At 41.0% G+C, this 17471-nt stretch carries 17 protein-coding genes; 11 read left to right on the top strand and 6 right to left on the bottom strand.

Annotation, left to right across the window (positions count from 1 at the left end):
- Positions 1–241 precede the first annotated feature (241 nt).
- Both V7K15_RS22880 and V7K15_RS22875 read right to left on the bottom strand, forming a co-directional pair.
- Positions 242–406 carry a hypothetical protein gene (locus tag V7K15_RS22880; protein ID WP_334909080.1) on the bottom strand — a complete coding sequence of 55 codons (165 nt, stop codon included), beginning with the start codon at positions 404–406 and terminating at the stop codon, positions 242–244.
- A gap of 350 nt (positions 407–756) precedes the next feature.
- Positions 757–1515: a YebC/PmpR family DNA-binding transcriptional regulator gene (locus V7K15_RS22875; RefSeq protein WP_334909078.1), complete on the bottom strand. Its 759-nt coding sequence runs from the start codon at positions 1513–1515 to the stop codon at positions 757–759.
- 122 nt (positions 1516–1637) lie between these two features.
- On the opposite strand from V7K15_RS22875, the gene V7K15_RS22870 reads away from it, so the two are divergent.
- Complete coding sequence (locus V7K15_RS22870; RefSeq protein WP_334909076.1) at positions 1638–3008, top strand: ABC transporter substrate-binding protein; 1371 nt, start codon at positions 1638–1640, stop codon at positions 3006–3008.
- A 299-nt stretch (positions 3009–3307) separates the two neighbouring features.
- Here V7K15_RS22870 and V7K15_RS22865 read toward each other — a convergent pair whose 3' ends face one another.
- The 3 genes from V7K15_RS22865 to V7K15_RS22855 all read right to left on the bottom strand — a co-directional run bounded on the left by V7K15_RS22865 (position 3308) and on the right by V7K15_RS22855 (position 5770).
- Positions 3308–4879 carry a metallophosphoesterase family protein gene (locus V7K15_RS22865; protein ID WP_334909074.1) on the bottom strand — a complete coding sequence of 524 codons (1572 nt, stop codon included), beginning with the start codon at positions 4877–4879 and terminating at the stop codon, positions 3308–3310.
- Between the two features lie 229 nt (positions 4880–5108).
- The gene (locus V7K15_RS22860; protein ID WP_334909072.1) at positions 5109–5474 is read right to left on the bottom strand and encodes a DUF5615 family PIN-like protein; all 366 of its coding nucleotides are present in this window, start codon (positions 5472–5474) and stop codon (positions 5109–5111) included.
- Positions 5475–5476: 2 nt separating this feature from the next.
- A complete protein-coding gene (locus V7K15_RS22855; RefSeq protein ID WP_334909070.1) occupies positions 5477–5770 on the bottom strand; it encodes a DUF433 domain-containing protein in 294 nt (97 codons plus the stop codon).
- 253 nt (positions 5771–6023) lie between these two features.
- On the opposite strand from V7K15_RS22855, the gene V7K15_RS22850 reads away from it, so the two are divergent.
- The 8 genes from V7K15_RS22850 (at position 6024) to V7K15_RS22815 (ending at position 16120) form a co-directional block, all read left to right on the top strand.
- Positions 6024–7274 (top strand): ABC transporter substrate-binding protein, encoded by a 1251-nt coding sequence (locus tag V7K15_RS22850; protein ID WP_334909068.1) that lies wholly within the window; start codon positions 6024–6026, stop codon positions 7272–7274.
- 654 nt (positions 7275–7928) lie between these two features.
- Positions 7929–9086: a sulfate ABC transporter substrate-binding protein gene (locus V7K15_RS22845; protein ID WP_334909066.1), complete on the top strand. Its 1158-nt coding sequence runs from the start codon at positions 7929–7931 to the stop codon at positions 9084–9086.
- 84 nt (positions 9087–9170) lie between these two features.
- Positions 9171–10172 (top strand): PstS family phosphate ABC transporter substrate-binding protein, encoded by a 1002-nt coding sequence (locus V7K15_RS22840; RefSeq protein ID WP_334909064.1) that lies wholly within the window; start codon positions 9171–9173, stop codon positions 10170–10172.
- Positions 10173–10221: 49 nt separating this feature from the next.
- Positions 10222–11163 (top strand): phosphate ABC transporter permease subunit PstC, encoded by a 942-nt coding sequence (pstC, locus tag V7K15_RS22835; protein ID WP_334909062.1) that lies wholly within the window; start codon positions 10222–10224, stop codon positions 11161–11163.
- Between the two features lie 6 nt (positions 11164–11169).
- Complete coding sequence (gene pstA, locus V7K15_RS22830) at positions 11170–12069, top strand: phosphate ABC transporter permease PstA (RefSeq protein WP_334909060.1); 900 nt, start codon at positions 11170–11172, stop codon at positions 12067–12069.
- Positions 12070–12264: 195 nt separating this feature from the next.
- A complete protein-coding gene (gene pstB / locus V7K15_RS22825) occupies positions 12265–13092 on the top strand; it encodes a phosphate ABC transporter ATP-binding protein PstB (protein ID WP_334909058.1) in 828 nt (275 codons plus the stop codon).
- Between the two features lie 315 nt (positions 13093–13407).
- Positions 13408–13833, top strand: coding sequence for a hypothetical protein (locus V7K15_RS22820; protein ID WP_334909056.1), 426 nt, complete (start codon positions 13408–13410; stop codon positions 13831–13833).
- 106 nt (positions 13834–13939) lie between these two features.
- Positions 13940–16120 (top strand): single-stranded-DNA-specific exonuclease RecJ, encoded by a 2181-nt coding sequence (locus tag V7K15_RS22815; protein ID WP_334909054.1) that lies wholly within the window; start codon positions 13940–13942, stop codon positions 16118–16120.
- A 102-nt stretch (positions 16121–16222) separates the two neighbouring features.
- Here V7K15_RS22815 and psb30 read toward each other — a convergent pair whose 3' ends face one another.
- Positions 16223–16357, bottom strand: a complete 135-nt coding sequence (gene psb30, locus V7K15_RS22810; RefSeq protein WP_334909052.1) for a photosystem II reaction center protein Ycf12/Psb30 — start codon at positions 16355–16357, stop codon at positions 16223–16225.
- Between the two features lie 185 nt (positions 16358–16542).
- On the opposite strand from psb30, the gene V7K15_RS22805 reads away from it, so the two are divergent.
- Positions 16543–16893, top strand: a complete 351-nt coding sequence (locus tag V7K15_RS22805; protein WP_334909050.1) for a YkgJ family cysteine cluster protein — start codon at positions 16543–16545, stop codon at positions 16891–16893.
- 101 nt (positions 16894–16994) lie between these two features.
- Positions 16995–17423, top strand: a complete 429-nt coding sequence (locus V7K15_RS22800; protein WP_334909048.1) for a TMEM165/GDT1 family protein — start codon at positions 16995–16997, stop codon at positions 17421–17423.
- The last annotated feature ends 48 nt before the right edge of the window (positions 17424–17471 follow it).

Here is a 17471-nt window from a genome sequence, read left to right as displayed (position 1 = left end):
GTACTTATTTATAATACCATTAATCGTGGTGTTATAAATTATAAATATAATGAATATGGGTCATGGCAGAACAATAGTAATTAATGTTTTTTGGCATACCCAAAAAACATTAATTACTATATCTCTCCACTCCCGCGCCTTTCATCCCACACCAGACCGTACTCGGTTGGTGTGGGGATTGCCGTCTGTTGAGCTAAGAGTAACTTATCATCAATAATCTGCTGTGTTTGACAACAGCAGATTATTGATGATGTGTGCGAATGTAATGGTGACGTATTGGTTTGTGATGATGTTTATGATGCCTAACAGCAGCTGAAGCGGGTGTAGCTTGAAAGATTGGTGCAGCAAGGGCTACGGGGGTAGCAATCGCTAGAGCTAGAATTAAACCTTTAGCAAATTTGTTCATGTGATTTCCTTGATTCTATTTATTCAGTGAATCTCTGAATTAAATATGACAAAGACGTATGTCGATATCTTGTTATTTATATGAAGTTTTTATGGAGATTTTTACCAAAATTAGCATCTATATACACCTGAATATTTATTAGTCTACAGAGAAAAATTGACGGAGTTTTTCCGCAAGTAGCCGAGTAACTTGATCGGAACGTCGATTAAATAAAATGCAAAACTTCATCCTGTCTCTAACTTCCCTCTCCTTTATAATGAGAGGGATTGAGGGTAAGGTAAGCCAGGGAGATAAATTGTATCTTATTTAATTCTTATTCCATAGGGCTATGATCGCTGGATTAATTTTGATTAAGAAATGCTCAGAGCCATCAATTCTTCTGATATTTCAAAGTTAGCTGTGACATTTTGCACATCATCCAAGCCTTCGAGAGTATCAATTAACTTGAAAAGCGATCGCGCCTGATCGGAATCAGTAACTTCTACACTATTACTGGGAATCCAGCGCCATTCGGCATCAATTACTTTAATGCCTTGCTCTTTGAGTGTCTGGCTAAGGGTTTCTAAATTTGCCAGATCAGTAAATACCTCAGCCATTTCATCTTCAATCATCTCATAAGACTCGGCACCGCCAGAGAGGGATGCTTCTAAAAGCTGTTCTTCGTCAACCACACCCTGCACCACACAAACGCCTTTTTGGTGAAACATCCAGCTAACGCATCCTACTTCACCAAGATTACCAGCATTTTTACTAAAAGCTACACGCAAGTCAGCAGCAGTGCGATTGCGATTATCTGTGAGGGCTTCGATTAAAATTGCTACACCACCAGGGCCATAACCTTCGTAACGAATCGCTTCAAAAGTAGCATTATCCCCGCCAGAAGTGCCTGCACCTTTAGCGATCGCTCGTTCAATATTATCATTGGGGATACTCGCAGCCTTTGCTTTGTCAATTGCCGTGCGAAGTTGAAAATTCAGCGCCGCATCTGGTACGCCGCTTCTAGCCGCAACGATAATCGCCCTAGATAACTGAGTAAAGGTTTTTCCCTTCCTTGCATCTACTACCGCTTTTTGGCGCTTAATATTTGCCCATTTACTGTGTCCTGCCATAATCTAAAATTATCAAAACTCTATTTAAGATTAAGATATAAACGCTTGCAAAAACCATGACTTCAGATAATTCTGCAAACCGACATCAGAGTGGCGCAGTTGTTGTGAGGGAATTAGGATAAATGAGCAATCATTTTAATCAACATTATGCCCGATTTTTTTCCTCTCCTCGCCATGCCAGGCGAAAAAGAAAGAAAGTATCACACTACTTTCGGAGCTTGCTGTTAGGATTATTGGTGGGCATACTAGCTTTAGTTGGATGTCAAAATATCTTCCCTGGTGTTAAAGAAGATAAAGTAATTCATTTAACCCTGTGGCACGGTGTAAATCCGCCGCCAAATCGGGATGTGCTGCAAAAGCTGGTAGACAAATTCAATCAATCTCACCCAGATATTCAACTAGAGTCGCTTTATATTGGACAACAGGATCAGCAAACGCCTAAGATTTTAGCGGCAGTGGTAGGAAATGCACCTCCAGATTTATTGTGGTATAATCCCACGATCGCAGGTCAATTAGTCGAACTCGGTGCTATTTTAGCTTTGGATGAAATGCTCGAAAAATCTCCAATAAAAGCCGATATTGACCCGGCTTTATATGCATCAATGAAATACAACCGTAAGATTTGGTCAGTGCCCTTTGCTACAAATAATGTTGGTATTTTTTACCGTCCGAGTTTATTTAAGGCAGCAGGGATTACTGAATTACCCCGCACTTGGCAGGAGTTTGGGCAAGTTGCGAAGAAATTAACTCGTGATACCAATGGCGATGGACGAATAGATCAATATGGGATGTTTTTGCCTTTGGGGAAGGGAGAATTTACAGTGTTTACATGGTTGCCGTTTATGTGGAGTGGTGGCGGCGAGTTGGTGAGTGGTGATTCCCAGAATGCGGCAGGAGTAAATTTGCAAGATAATCAAGGTGCGATCGCGGCTTTGCAATTCTGGCGCAATTTAATTACAGACGGTTCCGCTATTTTATCCGGCCCGGAACGGGGTTATGAGATAGATGACTTGCTGGCTGGTAAAGTTGCAATGCAATTAGATGGCCCTTGGACTCTGGGGCAATTTCAAGCGACTGGTGTTGATTTTGATGTTTTTCCAATTCCGGTTGGGCAGAAACCTGCTACTGTTATTGGTGGTGAGAATCTCTTCTTGTTCAAAACCACGCTAGAACGCGAAACAGCAGCCTTTAAGTTTGCCGAATATGCTTTGAGTGAAGAATTTCAGACAGAATTAGCATTAGGAACTGGCTATTTACCGGTGAATTTGAAGTCTCGCCAAAGTCCAAAATATCAGGATTTTGTGAATAAGATACCACAGGTGAAGGTATTTTTAGATCAAGCTAAATATGGGCGATCGCGTCCGATATTTCCTGGTTATAATCGGATTTCCGATAGTCTAGGTAGGGCAATTGAATCTGTATTGCTGGGTAAAAGTTCGCCAGCAGAATCACTCAAAGTAACCCAGCAACGCTTAGATTTGATTTTCAAGTAATGAAGGCGCGATCACATGATTACTAATAATTTTCGTTGAACCCTGTCCTAGCGGACATTCCTCTTCTTAGTAAGGCTACGGTGTATACACAAGTCTGAAATAGATTTACTCACCTGGTTTTTCGCGTCAGATTTACCCCACCCTAACCCTCCCCTTGGAAAGGCGAGGGAACTAGATTCTTGTTTCCCCCCTTAGAAAGGGGGGATTAAGGGGGGTGGTAATTTGACTTGTGTGTACAACCGTAGCCTTAGTAAGGAGAGGGACTGGTTTTGCATAGCAGACCCAGGGTGAGATTTTATTTAAATCACAAATGGTTCAAGTTCGCGGTTATACCACTCATCTTCAATCCGTTCAGCGATCAGTGGTCTGATGATAAACTTGGGTGGGCTACCATCCAGAACATCAATCCGCACACATGAGTAAGGCAGCCGATTCTGAAAATTGTAGTCATGACGACCGACAAAAAGCTTTGAATCTGCAACTTTCCGAATCGGTTTACCAGCAATTTCGGTAAAAGTCTCCATCAATTCAGTCCCGCCTCGGCGTTGATAGCGGGGACGATGACCACTACCACCAGAGATAATGCAGTTAATGTGGGAGTCAGCAAATCCGGTATCAGTTGTGCAAAGATGCTCCAAACAGTGAGCGTGACCATTTAAAATCAAATCTACTATGGGACGCTCTTTAATTAGAGAACCAAGATTTTCTGCCACTTGTTCAAATACCCAGCGCAAGCGGTGACGAACCGCCAAAGTTTGCGCCTGATCCCACTTAGTAGCTTCTGTGACGTAGGGTGGATGGTGGAAAAAGATTACACGTCCGCGCACTTCGGAGGTGTTCCAAGATTCGATTAGTCTGCTTCGCAACCATTCAAGTTGTTCAAAATCGATCGCAGGCATTTTCTCAGATGCTAGTTGTTTTTCAATATCGATTTTGATCTCATTTATTTGGTCTAATTTGGCACTAAGCTCATCAAGTTGTTCCGCGTCGGTGGGTTTATCTGGGTTGAGGCGATCGCATATTCCCAAAATCTGCAATTCTTCTTGATCTATTTCCTGGCGACGCTTTTCTAATTGGCGACGGTAAATTTCCCCTTCTTGAGTTGCAGGCAAAGGTGATGGTGTATTAAAGGTATTAGAATCCAAAGCGAAAAAATCAATCCCGCCGTAACGGAAAGTGTAATAACGATTGGGTAAGCGGGTAAAATCTCCAGGTTCGTAACGCAAACACCGCCCTGTATGGGTCTTAGCAGTATAATGTTGATCTAAATGACGTTCTAACTCTTGTGGGGAAGCGATCGCCTGGGTATAGTCCATAAATGCTCGCGCATAAGCATTACCTTGATACGATCCATGCCAGCCAATCTCGATGTCTTTGTAGCGCAACAAGCGACGTAGTGACGATGTTGTTCCCGTAAATAAACGGTACATTAACGGCACATCGTAGTAATCATGATTACCAAGGACTGGCAAGAATGGTAGATTAAACACCATGCGATCGTAGGAAATGCTTTTGGGGTTGTCGCCACCGACAAGAAATTCCCGGTAAGGCTCAATAAAGTTTGTCGAGTAATACTCTTGGGAACCCACCACATAGATGACATCGCCTGTGTGCAACACAAAACTGCAATCATCGCGGTGAGTCAGCATTAGTTCAGCAACTTTTCGTTGGGGGTGGTGTCGAGAATGGGATTTGGTGCCGGAATCACCGATAACCATAAAGGAAAATTCTGGACTATCCTGCCTGCGATCGTCAATCACCATGCTGGTTTGGTCAATTCCCCGTTCTACAAAACTTGGATGCATCCACCGCACCCGTTCCTTCATCTTTTGAATTTTTACAGGAATCGGTGGCTCGGAAATCAATTTCATGGCTGATAACTCTTGAATGCCTAATGCATACATCGATTGTAACGAGATAATAAGGGTTTTATTTTAAATCTGGTTTCCAGACAACTACTAAACACAAAGTTTCTCTTAGTGCCTTTGCACCTAAAAAGTAAAATTTATTACTCAGCACTAATAAATGTATTAGATAACATAAGCGGTCTAATTTAAATAACTAAACGAGATAATAAAGGGCGATCGCACTTGGATAATCTTACGAATCACCCCAACTACTCAAAAATTCCACTTGATTCTGCATATTATCTCCTGGTTTAGCCGCAATTAACTTTAGCAAGCGGCGCATTTGTTCGCCTACAGAGTAACCTTGCTGTGCCAAAATAATCCCTGCTTGGAACGTGGGGAGTTCCAACAAAGTTGTATGCAACTGATAAAAATCCTTAAGATGAAAGCTGTAAATTACTCGCTGATTCTCTAATGCCCAATTCAATTGTTCTTCGTCACTCCGAGATAGCATTCCCGCTTCCGCAACAGTAATCACATCTACACTACGAGCGCGTAAAGCTGAATAAAGCTTATGACTCCTTGCATACTCATCTAGGTACAAACGAATGTTGCTCATTATTAAATCTGAGCTTTCTTTGCGTGTAGTGCTGCTAATCGTTCATATTCTGCCTGTTCTGATGCTAAATCAGCCTCAATTTCCTCTCGGTTCGCGTGATAGTAGGTTAGTGCTGCATAAATCTGTACTAAGGTTAGATGATCCAGATCAGCTGCAATTTCTTCTGCGTTGTCACCTTGTTTATATAAAGCAGCTATGCGACGGACTGATGTACCTGTCCCCGCGATAATAGGACGACCCCGACGCAGTTTAGGGTTTATTGTGATTAGTGTACCGATATCGGTAATAGTCGCCAAAACTTCTTCTCCCAAATGTCTCACACTAACTATTATTGTATAGGCTTGTATTGCTATTAAGCTGATTAAGTATACGTCTGATCAAGATATAATTAGTCAGATTCTTAGTAATTTTTTTTTAGCAGGCTCACCGCTATGGGTCTAAAGGGCTAGACAACAGGCTATTGACTATCTTTATACGAATTCTGATGCCTACAGTGCGCTTTGCCTACATAGCCAGTATTATCATAATAAACATAATACTCATGCATCTATGAAAAATGCGATCGCCCTTAGGCCGTCCGTTGGTATCGTTCATCAAACGGTATTATTATTTATCTGCTCTATGCTACTAATAGCCTGTGGTAAAAGTGGTAATACTGGTGCAAATTCTGCAAATAATCCAATAGTAACAACAGGTATTGATGCTATTCCTATCGGTATCGCTTTTGCCAAAACAAGCAATGTAGCATTACTTGGTCAAGAAGGAACTGATGGAGTAAAAATTGCTGAAAAGTATTTCAATGCTCAAGGTGGTATCAATGGTAGAGCAATTAAATTAGTATATCAAGATACTGGTGGCGATGAAGTTGGAGCTATTAATGCCTTTCAAACTTTAATTAATAAAGATAAAGTTGTTGCCATTGTTGGACCTACCCTATCACAACAAGCTTTTAGCGCTGATCCCATAGCAGAAAAAAATCAAGTTCCAGTTATTGCAGCATCAAATACTGCTAAAGGTATTCCCGAAATAGGTGATTATGTTGCTCGTGTTTCTTCATCTGTTGCTGTCGTCGCTCCTTATTCGGTGAAAGCTGCACTCAAGCAAAATTCTCAAATCAAAAGAGTCGCTGTATTTTACGCTCAAAATGATGCTTTTAATAAGTCGGAAACAGAAATTTTTCAGAAGACAGTTAAAAATTTAGGATTGAATTTAGTCACAGTACAAAAGTTTCAAACTACAGATACTGACTTTCAAACTCAAGCTAGCAATGCGATTAATTTAAAACCAGACTTAGTGATTATATCCGGGTTAGCTGTAGATGGAGGTAATTTAGTTAAACAACTACGCGAACTTGGTTATAAAGGAATAATTATCGGTGGCAATGGTTTTAACACATCTCATATATTTTCTGTGTGTAGAGCGCTTTGTGATGGCGTGATTATTGCTCAAGCTTACAGTCCTGTATATTCCAGTGAAATTAACACTGCATTTCGTAAAGCCTACGTTGAACAATATCATAGAGAACCACCCCAAGTAACCGCTCAAGCTTTTACTGCCTTACAAGTATATGTAGAAGCTCTACAATCTTTGGATAAAAAAAGCAAAATTAACAAATTGACGCTGCCACAGTTGCGTACACAATTAAATCAGGAGTTACTCAAAGGAAATTATCAAACTCCTCTTGGGGAAATTGCTTTTACACCAGTAGGTGATGTCATTCAGAAAGAGTTTTACGTTGCCCAATTGAAGATGGAAGCAAACGGCATTAATGGGAAATTTTCTTTCTTAAGCGTAAAGTAGTTGCAATACGGTTCGGTTAAGAATATTTGTAGGTTGGGTTGAGGCTTTGCGTTACCCAACAAACCCCGTAAAACGTTGGTTACGCTGCTGGAGGAAAGCTACGTTCCTCAAACGCCAGATGCTTCAAGTCGGCGGAGCCGCCCAACGCACTGGCTCCCCAACCTAGACATTTTTATTTTTTGGGCTTAGGGACTTCCAAATTTAAAAATATCCAAAAATCTCATATAACAATCCTCTTTCCTCTTCCTATCTCTGTGCCCTCTGCGCCTCTGTGGTAGCCTGCGGCAAGCCGCTCCGCGTCTACGTTTTATTGGATAATTTATTTCTTGGAAATCCCTTAACCGAACCGTATTGGTGTAGTTGCGGTTAGAAACCGCCCTTTTAACGTTAAATTGACTATTTGGTATTACTGATTACATATTATTTGGCAAATATTATGTATGAATGTTACCGAATTTTTTTGCTTCACAGTAGAAACAAGCCATATTTTGCAAATGCCTTGATAAATCCAGATTTATTTGCTACTTTCAACGATCAATTGCTCACTAAGTAAAAAAAAATTGAAGCCAGATGATAAATATTATTCTATATACCCTATAATTCTCGTAATTACGGTATACGCCTAGAAATACCGTAGATTTAGGGGTGATTCTGATGAGCAAGTCGCAACAACCAAGACAATTGGGTAAATTTCTAATTGAAGGAATGCAAGTTTATGCTGTGAAAGCTTTGCAGTCCATACAGCTTTCGTATCAACACACAATTAGAAGTTGGTTGAATGGACGCAGTGTACAAAGCTTTGTGAGTCTGTTTCTCATCGGTACTTTTTTGAGTGTAGCAGTTGCCTCCTGCTCTGGAAGTAGTTCAGCTACTAAGGGTGATGTCAAGCTTAGACTAGTTTCTTTCTCTGTCACCAAAGCAGCTCATGACCAGATAATTCCCAAATTTGTCCAAAAGTGGAAGCAAGAACATAACCAAAACGTCACATTTGAGCAAAGTTATGGAGGTTCTGTAGCTCAAACGGCTGCTGTCATTGCAGGTTCGCAAGAAGCAGATATAGTACATTTGGCACTTCCCCTAGATGTCAACAAAATTGCTCTTGCAGGTTTAATTAAATCAGGTTGGGAAATAAAATCACCGAGAAATGGTATTGTGAGTAGATCGGTTGCTGCGATCGTCACGCGCGAAGGCAATCCAAAAAGCATCAATACTTGGGCAGACTTAGCAAAAGATGGCGTGAAAGTGATTGCAGCTAACCCAAAAACTTCTGGTATCGCTATCTGGGAATTCTTGGCTTTTTGGGGTTCGGTGAGTCTAACAGGTGGTGATGAGGAGACAGCATTAGATTATGTCACCAAAGTTTATAAAAACACCCCTATTTTAACGAAAGATGCCCGTGAAGCAAGCGATTTATTCTTCCAAAAAGGTCAGGGAGATGTGTTAATAAACTACGAAAATGAGGTAATTTTGGCGGGTAAAAATGGGACGAAGTTGCCTTATGTTGTACCCCAAGTCAATATTTCCATTGATAATCCTGTCGCAGTAGTCGATAAAAACGTTGATAAGCACGGTACAAGAGAAGTTGCACAAGCATTTGTTGATTTTCTTTACTCGACAGAAGCTCAACGGGAATTTGCAAAATTACAATATCGTCCTGTTAACCCTACTGTTACCCAAGAAGTAGCATCACAACATCCCCCAATTAAAACTTTATTCACATCTCAAGATTTAGGTGGCTGGGATATTATCCAGAAAAAGTTTTTTGCAGAGGGGGCAATTTTTGAGAAAGTTCAAGCTGCAAACAAAGCATGATATCTATTTTTTAATACAGCATTCTCTACTTGCAGATAGGCAAGCATAAGCAATTCACAGTAACTTCATCTCAATTGATAATTTATGAGCTTTCTTAGCAGATTTAAGGATAGTATTTTACTGACATTTTTAATGATTATTGCCAGCAGTATCACTGCTTGTAGCAGTAAGGAGGAAAAGAAAAGTCAGGTGAGTATTGATGGTGCAGCTGTAGGTTTTCCTATTTCTTTAGCAGTTGCAGAAGAATACGGTAAAGTCAAACCTGAAGCTAAAGTAAGCGTGGCCTCAAGTGGTACTGGTGGGGGTTTCAGTAAATTTTGTAATGGCGATCTTGATATAGCTGGTGCTTCTCGTACCATTAAAGATGAGGAAATCAAAAAATGTCAAAGTAAAAATATTAAATTTGTCGAGTTGCCTATAGCTTTAGATGGCATCGCCGTAATTGCCAACCGCCAAAATAACTTTGTCAAATGTCTAACTATTAAGGAACTGGGTAGGATTTGGGGCGGAAAATCAGACGGCAAAATATTGACATGGAATCAAGTTAATCCCAAGTTTCCTAACCAAAAGCTGAAGCTGTATGCCCCATCTTCTGATACGGGAACATTCGATTATATGACTCAAGCTGTGACTGGTAAAGCCAAGAATGGCCGTACAGACTACACTGCCACTCAGAATCAAAACCTTCTCGTACAAGGAGTATCAGGTGATGTATCAGCTTTGGGTTATGTAGGGATATCTTACTACATTCAAAATCAAGATAAACTCAATCTAGTTGCTGTAGAAAGTCTTAAAGGAAAGTGTGAAAAACCAGTTCCAGTGGATAATGTAATTAAAAATATCTATACACCTTTGTCTCGTCCTCTGTTCATCTATGTCAGTAAAAAATCCTTAGATACTAAGCCAGCAGTAAAAGAATTTGTGGATTTTTATCTAGAAAATTCTTGGAAGTGGGTAGATAGTGTTGGTTATGTAGCATTACCTGATGAAGTTTACATCAAAGTCAAACAAAAGTTTGCTACTGGTGAAACTGGGACAAAATTTAAAAAAGCAAAACCAGGTGAACCGATCACAAACTTTATTTAAATTAAGTTTCAGGCATTGTAGTCTAATTTTCATGAGAAGTTAATTGTTTATGCAAAATACCAATTCTCAAGACGCTCCTTATTTACAATCCAGAGAGTCACTGGATAAAAATGCATCTGAAGATATATCAGAAAAGATTGTTGCGGTAATTTTATTTGCTTGTGCTTTAGTCTCTGTTTTGACTACCTTTGGGATTGTCGTAATTATCTTTCAAGAGACATTCAGTTTTTTCCAAGAAGTCTCTTTTGCCCAATTTTTTCTTGATACCAAATGGACACCTCTATTTGCCGATAAACATTTTGGTGTTTGGCCTTTGATTAATGGCACTTTCTTGACTACAGCTATTGCAATGGCAGTTGCTATTCCTCTAGGTTTATCTTCTGCGATTTATTTAAGTGAGTATGCCCAACCCAAAGTAGCAGCAATTTTACGTCCAGCAGTAGAACTTTTAGCGGGAATACCTACAGTAGTATATGGTTACTTTGCGCTGTTGTTCCTTACACCATTGCTGCGGAATTTTCTCCCTCTGGAAATATTCAACGCTTTGAGTGCGGGGTTAATGATGGGGGTAATGATTACTCCTACTGTTGGTTCTATCAGCTTAGATGCTATTCGAGCAGTTCCGCGTTCTTTGCGAGAAGGATCTTATGCTTTAGGTATCACTAAACTGGAAACCATTTTTAAAGTAGTTCTACCAGCCGCGCTTTCTGGAATCATCGCTTCAATTATTTTGGGTATTTCTCGCGCTGTGGGTGAAACAATGACTGTCCTCATTGCCGCCGGACAACAACCAAGACTAACTGTTAATTTTGCGGAATCAGTAGAAACAATGACAGCTTACATGGCACAAATTTCTGGTGGAGATAGTCCACGCGGTAGTCTCAATTTCAAGACATTATATGCTGTAGGCGCTGTTCTGTTTCTACTTACCCTTGCTTTGAATATTGTTAGTTACTGGATTGCTAATCGCTTTAAAGAAAAATACGACTAAATAGATATGGCTACAAGTTATCAACAAGATGATTCTCTAGATTCTGCGGCAGAATTTACCGATAATGTTGAGAGTAGGGAGACATTAGGGAAAGTATTTGAAGGACTTTTTTTGTTAGGATTGCTGATTGGTTTATTTATCCTAGCGTTGCTACTTTTTGATATTTTTCGAGACGGATTAGGCAGATTTTTGTCACCCGGCTTTCTCACGGAAACTCCTTCTCGTTTTCCTGACCAAGGTGGTATTCGTCCTGCGATTATTAGCAGCATTCTTTTGGGAGCTGTTGTAATTTTCGTTACTGTCCCCATTGGTGTCGGAGCAGCTTTATATCTAGAAGAGTATGCACCTAAAGCTTGGTGGACAGCGATTATTGAGATTAATATCAGTAATCTGGCGGGAGTACCTTCTATTGTCTATGGATTGCTGGGTTTAGGAGTTTTCAATTATTTGCTTGGGTTTGGCCCCGCTTTGATTTCTGGAGCGTTGACTTTATCTTTGTTGTCATTACCAGTAATTATTGTGACAGCTAGAGAAGCAATTCGCGCTGTCCCAGATTCCCTGAGAAATGCTTCTTACGGATTAGGTGTCACAAAATGGCGAACTATCAGCAATCATGTCATACCCTATGCTATTCCCGGTATTTTGACGGGGGTGATTATCTCTGTATCCCGCGCTATAGGTGATGCAGCCTCTCTGATTGTTGTAGGTGCTGTGGGTTTTCTCACCTTTAACCCTGGTTTGTTTCAGAGGTTTATGGCATTACCCATTCAAATTTACAGTTATATAACTCGTCCTGAACCGGGTTTTGCTAGTGCAGCAGCAGCGACAATTATTGCGTTGTTACTCTTGATTTTAGTTTTAAATGGTGTAGCAATTTATATTCGACAACGCTTCTCAATAACTTAGGTAAACGCAGTATGCAACTTTCTCTCAAACCTAACCCCCAACCCCTTCCCTACAAGGGAAGGGGAGCAAGACTTAAAGCCTCTCGCCGTTTCGGGGAGAGGAATGGAAGCGGGGTTTTAAAAATATGTTGCACATCCTGTTTAAGTAATTAAATATCTAATTGGATACATTCACGGTTATTAGGAGATACGTAAAATGACTTATAGCAATAGTAAAAGTCAATTAGATAGTGCCACAATCGACCAAGATAATACTGTCTTCAATGTTGAAGGTGTGAAGGTCTTCTATGGAGGATTTCTGGCACTTTTAGATGTCTATTTAAAGATTCCTGATAAACAAATTATTGCTTTTATTGGGCCTTCAGGATGTGGTAAAAGTACCTTATTGCGTTGCTTCAACCGGATGAATGATTTAATCCCTGGAGCTAAGGTTGAGGGTAGATTGAATTATCGCGATCGCAACATTTACGATCCTAAGATCAATTCTGTAAAATTACGCCGCCAAGTCGGAATGGTTTTTCAAAGACCGAATCCTTTCCCTAAGTCAATATACGAAAATATTTCCTTTGGGCCGCGTGCTAACGGTTACAAAGGTAACATTGATGAATTGGTGGAAGATTCCCTCAGACGCGCTGCTATCTGGGATGAAGTCAAAGATAAACTCAAAGAGAAGGGTACTGCATTATCTGGTGGACAACAACAACGGCTTTGCATTGCCCGTGCGATCGCCATGAAGCCAGATGTATTATTGATGGATGAACCATGTTCTGCTCTCGACCCAATTTCTAGCCGTCAAGTAGAAGAACTCTGCTTACAACTTAAGCAGCAATATACCATCATTATGGTGACACACAATATGCAGCAAGCTTCTAGAGTCGCAGATTTCACGGCTTTCTTTAATACAGAAATTGACGAGCATGGCAAACGTCGCGGAAAATTAGTTGAGTTTAATCCTACAGCCCAAATGTTCAGTTCTCCTCAAACTAAAGAAGCTGAGGATTATATCAGTGGACGGTTTGGGTAAATTCGTAATACTTCTCTACGAGAGGCTGCGCCAACGGCTGCGCTCAGTACAAGTTCGTAATTCGTAATGACGGTGGGGAATGCGTTACAGTTCTGCATTCTGACGTGAGTTCAACGAACCTCTCCCTGCCTTGAACTAAAGTTCCAGTCTGTCCCTCTCCGAGTCGGAGAGGGACGGTTTTGCGTAGTCAAACCAGGGAGAGGTCTTTTGATTACTATATAAACTGTCGAATTTACGTTAATTCAGGAAAATATGCTGAGGCTTAATAGTACGAAGCTGGAGTAATATTTCAGTATAGTACTTATACTGTGTATTATGTTTAAGCCTCTGTCATTTGCTTTAGTTACAGCTAGCATTCTAGTTGCATCAATCAATAATCCCAGTGCAACCTTAGCTGGAACTTGCGCCTCTCAGTGTGGTTTGCATCCAATTGAGTTTAAACCTGGGCAACACATCCGAGTTGAAGTTATAAATAGCACACCTAACCTGATTAAAATCCAAAAACCCTCCGGGACTGATGCAATATCCTTGAGTCCAGGACAGAAATTAAATTTAGAACAAATAGAGGGTACGCAGCCAAATACATCTGTGATATTTTGGAGCGAAACTGGTTTATCACTACAAGCAATTGTCTCGAAACCTAACTTTGGCACATTGCGGCTTGAACTCCGTCCGACTTTGCGTTCTTCAGGCGATCGCTCATTATATATTATGGATGATGGTAGGATAAACGTGTTTTAGATAGCAAATAATGTTATGAGTTATGAATTAAGAAATAACTTTCAATTCAACACTCATAACAGACGCGATGAATCGCGTCTCTACTCCTAACTCCTAAATTTATACTGTGCTAGACCGATCTGTATCTGAACTCGCAAAACCTCGCAGGCGCTTACCTAATCAGCGCTGGCAAATTTATCCGCAAAAACCAGAATTTGCCCAAAATTTAGCGGTTTTGACAAATATTTCCCCGATTGTCAGCCAGTTGTTGATTAATCGGGGTATGGAAACACCAGAACAGGTAGAAGCCTTTTTAAATCCAGAGTCTTTAGTTTTGCCTTCGCCGTTGGAAGAATTCCCAGATTTGGCGATTAGTTTGGAGTTGTTGCAAAATGCGATCGCTTCTCAAACAAAAATCGCTATTTGTGGTGACTACGATGCTGATGGGATGACCAGCACTGCTCTACTTTTACGTAGTCTCCGCACTTTAGGCGCACAAGTAGATTATGCTATTCCCAGTCGGATGCACGAAGGCTACGGTATTAATAAACGCATAGTTGAAGAATTTCACAGCGAAGGTGTAGGATTAATTCTAACTGTAGATAATGGTATCTCTGCGTTTGAACCAGTTGCTAGAGCTAGAGAACTTGGTCTTGCAGTTATTATCACCGATCACCACGATCTCCCCCAAAAATTACCGCCGGCTAACGCTATCCTCAACCCGAAACTAATAGCTGAATCCTCACCTTATCGGGGTGTTGCTGGTGTTGGTGTCGCCTACATTTTGGCAGTGTCTCTAGCACAACAGCTAGGGGAGACTAAGGGCTTGATCCAGCCGATGTTAGCACTATTTACACTGGGAACGATCGCAGATTTAGCTCCCTTAACTGGCGTAAATCGCCGTTGGGTGAAACGTGGTTTACAGCATTTACCCAAATCTAACTTACCTGGAGTGCGGGCATTAATTCAGGTAGGCGGCGTGGAGGCAAGGGGAGATGAGAAAGCAGGGGAAGCAGGGGAGAAAATCCCCAATCCAAAATCCAAAATCGTTCGACTGAGCATCTCGACTTCGCTCGACGGAACCGTAGCCGAAGTCCAAAATCGTTCGACTGAGCGTAGCCAAAATCCAAAATCGTTAAAGCCTGAAGATATCGGTTTTCGTCTGGGACCCCGAATTAATGCTATTGGTCGAATTGGCAACCCTCAAACTGTGATTGAATTGCTAACTACAGATGATATGGGGGTGGCGCTGGAACTCGCAATGCAGTGCGAACAAACAAATGCCAGTCGCCAGCTAATGTGTGAGCAAATTGAACAAGAAGCGATCGCTTATGTAGAGACAGAATTTGTTGCATCTCTACAAAAAGACCGGGTATTAGTTGTTGTTCAACCCAATTGGCATCACGGCGTTATTGGGATTGTCGCCTCCCGCTTGGTGGAACGTTATGGCGTTCCAGTGTTCATCGGTACTTATGAGGATGAGGAACATATACGCGGTTCAGCAAGAGGAATTCCAGAGTTTCATGTGTTTGAAGCTTTGGAATATTGTCACGATTTACTAGGCAAATTTGGTGGACACAAAGCAGCCGGGGGTTTCTCTTTACCAGCAGAGAATTTACAGGTGTTGCGATCGCGTTTGATTGAGTTTGCTAACCAGTGTCTTGAACCCCAGCATCTCAAGCCTCTGCTCAAAATTGATGCCGAAGTCAACCTCAATCAAATCAATCAGCAGCTTTACCAACAACTTAATGCTCTGCACCCCTGCGGTATGGACAACCCCGATCCAATTTTCTGGACACCTAATGTCCAAGTGGTTGAGCAAAAAATCGTTGGTAAGGGTCACATTAAATTGACAATTGCCCAAACTGTCGATAATCAGCAGTATAAAATCAAAGCGATCGCTTGGCGTTGGGGCGACTATTTCCACCTACCATCGCCAGTGGATGTTGCTTACAAACTGCGAGAAAATTACTTTAACGGTAACACCACCATCGAACTAGAGTTAATCGGTGTCAGACTGCCAATTCAGCTTCAACAATTTTTTGCTTCGCCACCTATCCCGTCAAGCACCACTTTTGAGTACAACCAGCGACATTATACTTGTGGTTTCTATAAAAACGGTATTGAAGCAGAATTAAGAATTAAAAATTCTGAAGGCAAAGTCTTAGCGATGCAGCCAGGACATATAATTGGTTTGCTGGGAACTAATCGTCAAAACGCCCAAGAAATTGATATCTCTCAACCACAGTATGACAATATTATCCAAGCTGCCCTTCAGGCGTTATTAGTATTGAGTGCTGAGTTATGAGTCCTGAGTTTTAAGTTATGAGTTATGAGTTTTAAATTCCAAAATTTTCTTCTACTCAGCACTCCACACTTCTACTTACTCAGTACTCAGCACTCAGCACTGTTAAAGGTTGCCGTTGCGAAATGCCAACACAAAGATTACCGCAGGACCAGCAATCACAATTAGCGCCACGGACAGCAATTGGAAAATAACTTCCCAATTGATACTGGTAAAAGCGTTAAACAAACCGTCAAACATTTTTCCTCTTCTCCTTCCAATTGTATTAAAAAATTTAATAACTTAATTACAAAACCTGCAATCGATCATATCTGGCTATGGACTGCTAGATTTAATTTACTTAACAAAATTATAAGAAAAGATATAAAAACGTACAATAGGGGGATTGGGCATTGGTTATTTCTCCCTCATCTCCCTAATCTAAAATGTCAACTTGGCAATGTGTAAAGCAATGTGGAGCCTGCTGTAATCTTGATCCAGCAGATCGTCCAGATTTGGAAGAGTATCTCTCACCATCAGAACTAGAACTCTACCTCAGCATGGTAGGCGAAGGAGGATGGTGCGTTAATTTCGACCATACCACACGAGAATGTCGCATCTACCCAAATCGTCCTCGCTTCTGCCGCGTAGAATCAGAAGTGTTTCAAGATATGTATGGGGTTGAACCAGAAGAAGTTAACGATTTTGCTATTGACTGCTGTCGCCAGCAAATAGAAGGAGTATATGGCGATCGCAGTTTAGAAATATTACGCTTCGACAAAGCTATTGGCCTTTGACACTCCCATTACTAGTTTTAGTCTGTGGCGTTGCAATTTATTACAAGAATCTGAGAATATGATAGAAATATGAAAGGAACCTAGCAATAAAACTACTGCCTGTGAAACTTGACTCTGCTCCTTTGGGTATTTCTGGGATATCTCAGACTGAGATCGAGCTAGAACCGAAAGACAGCACTGATTTTAACTTAACTCCTGCGATCGCCCTCCCAGTTCAGCCTGTAGTTGCGGATAGTCCTCAAAAGCAACAATCAGCGCTAGTAATTTTTGGTACAACTTTTGTAACCATTTTTCTAGCAGAAATTGGAGATAAAACTCAGCTATCCACGCTATTAATGAGTGCAGAATCTCATTCGCCGTGGGTAGTATTTATCGGATCTGCGGCTGCGCTGATAACCACCAGCTTATTAGGTGTACTTTTAGGTAGTTGGATAGCCGGACGACTCAGCCAGAAAACTGTAGAAAAATCAGCCGGCGTGATGTTGTTGGTAATTTCCCTAATGCTGTTTTGGGATATATTCCGAGGTTAGAGACGCGATTAATCGCGTCTGTACTTAATCCCCCTCATCCCCCTTAAT

Source organism: Nostoc sp., from assembly GCF_036919815.1.
GTDB lineage: Bacteria > Cyanobacteriota > Cyanobacteriia > Cyanobacteriales > Nostocaceae > Nostoc.
The sequence above is the reverse complement of the archived record's forward strand: the minus strand, read 5'-3'. Positions and strand labels throughout refer to the sequence as shown.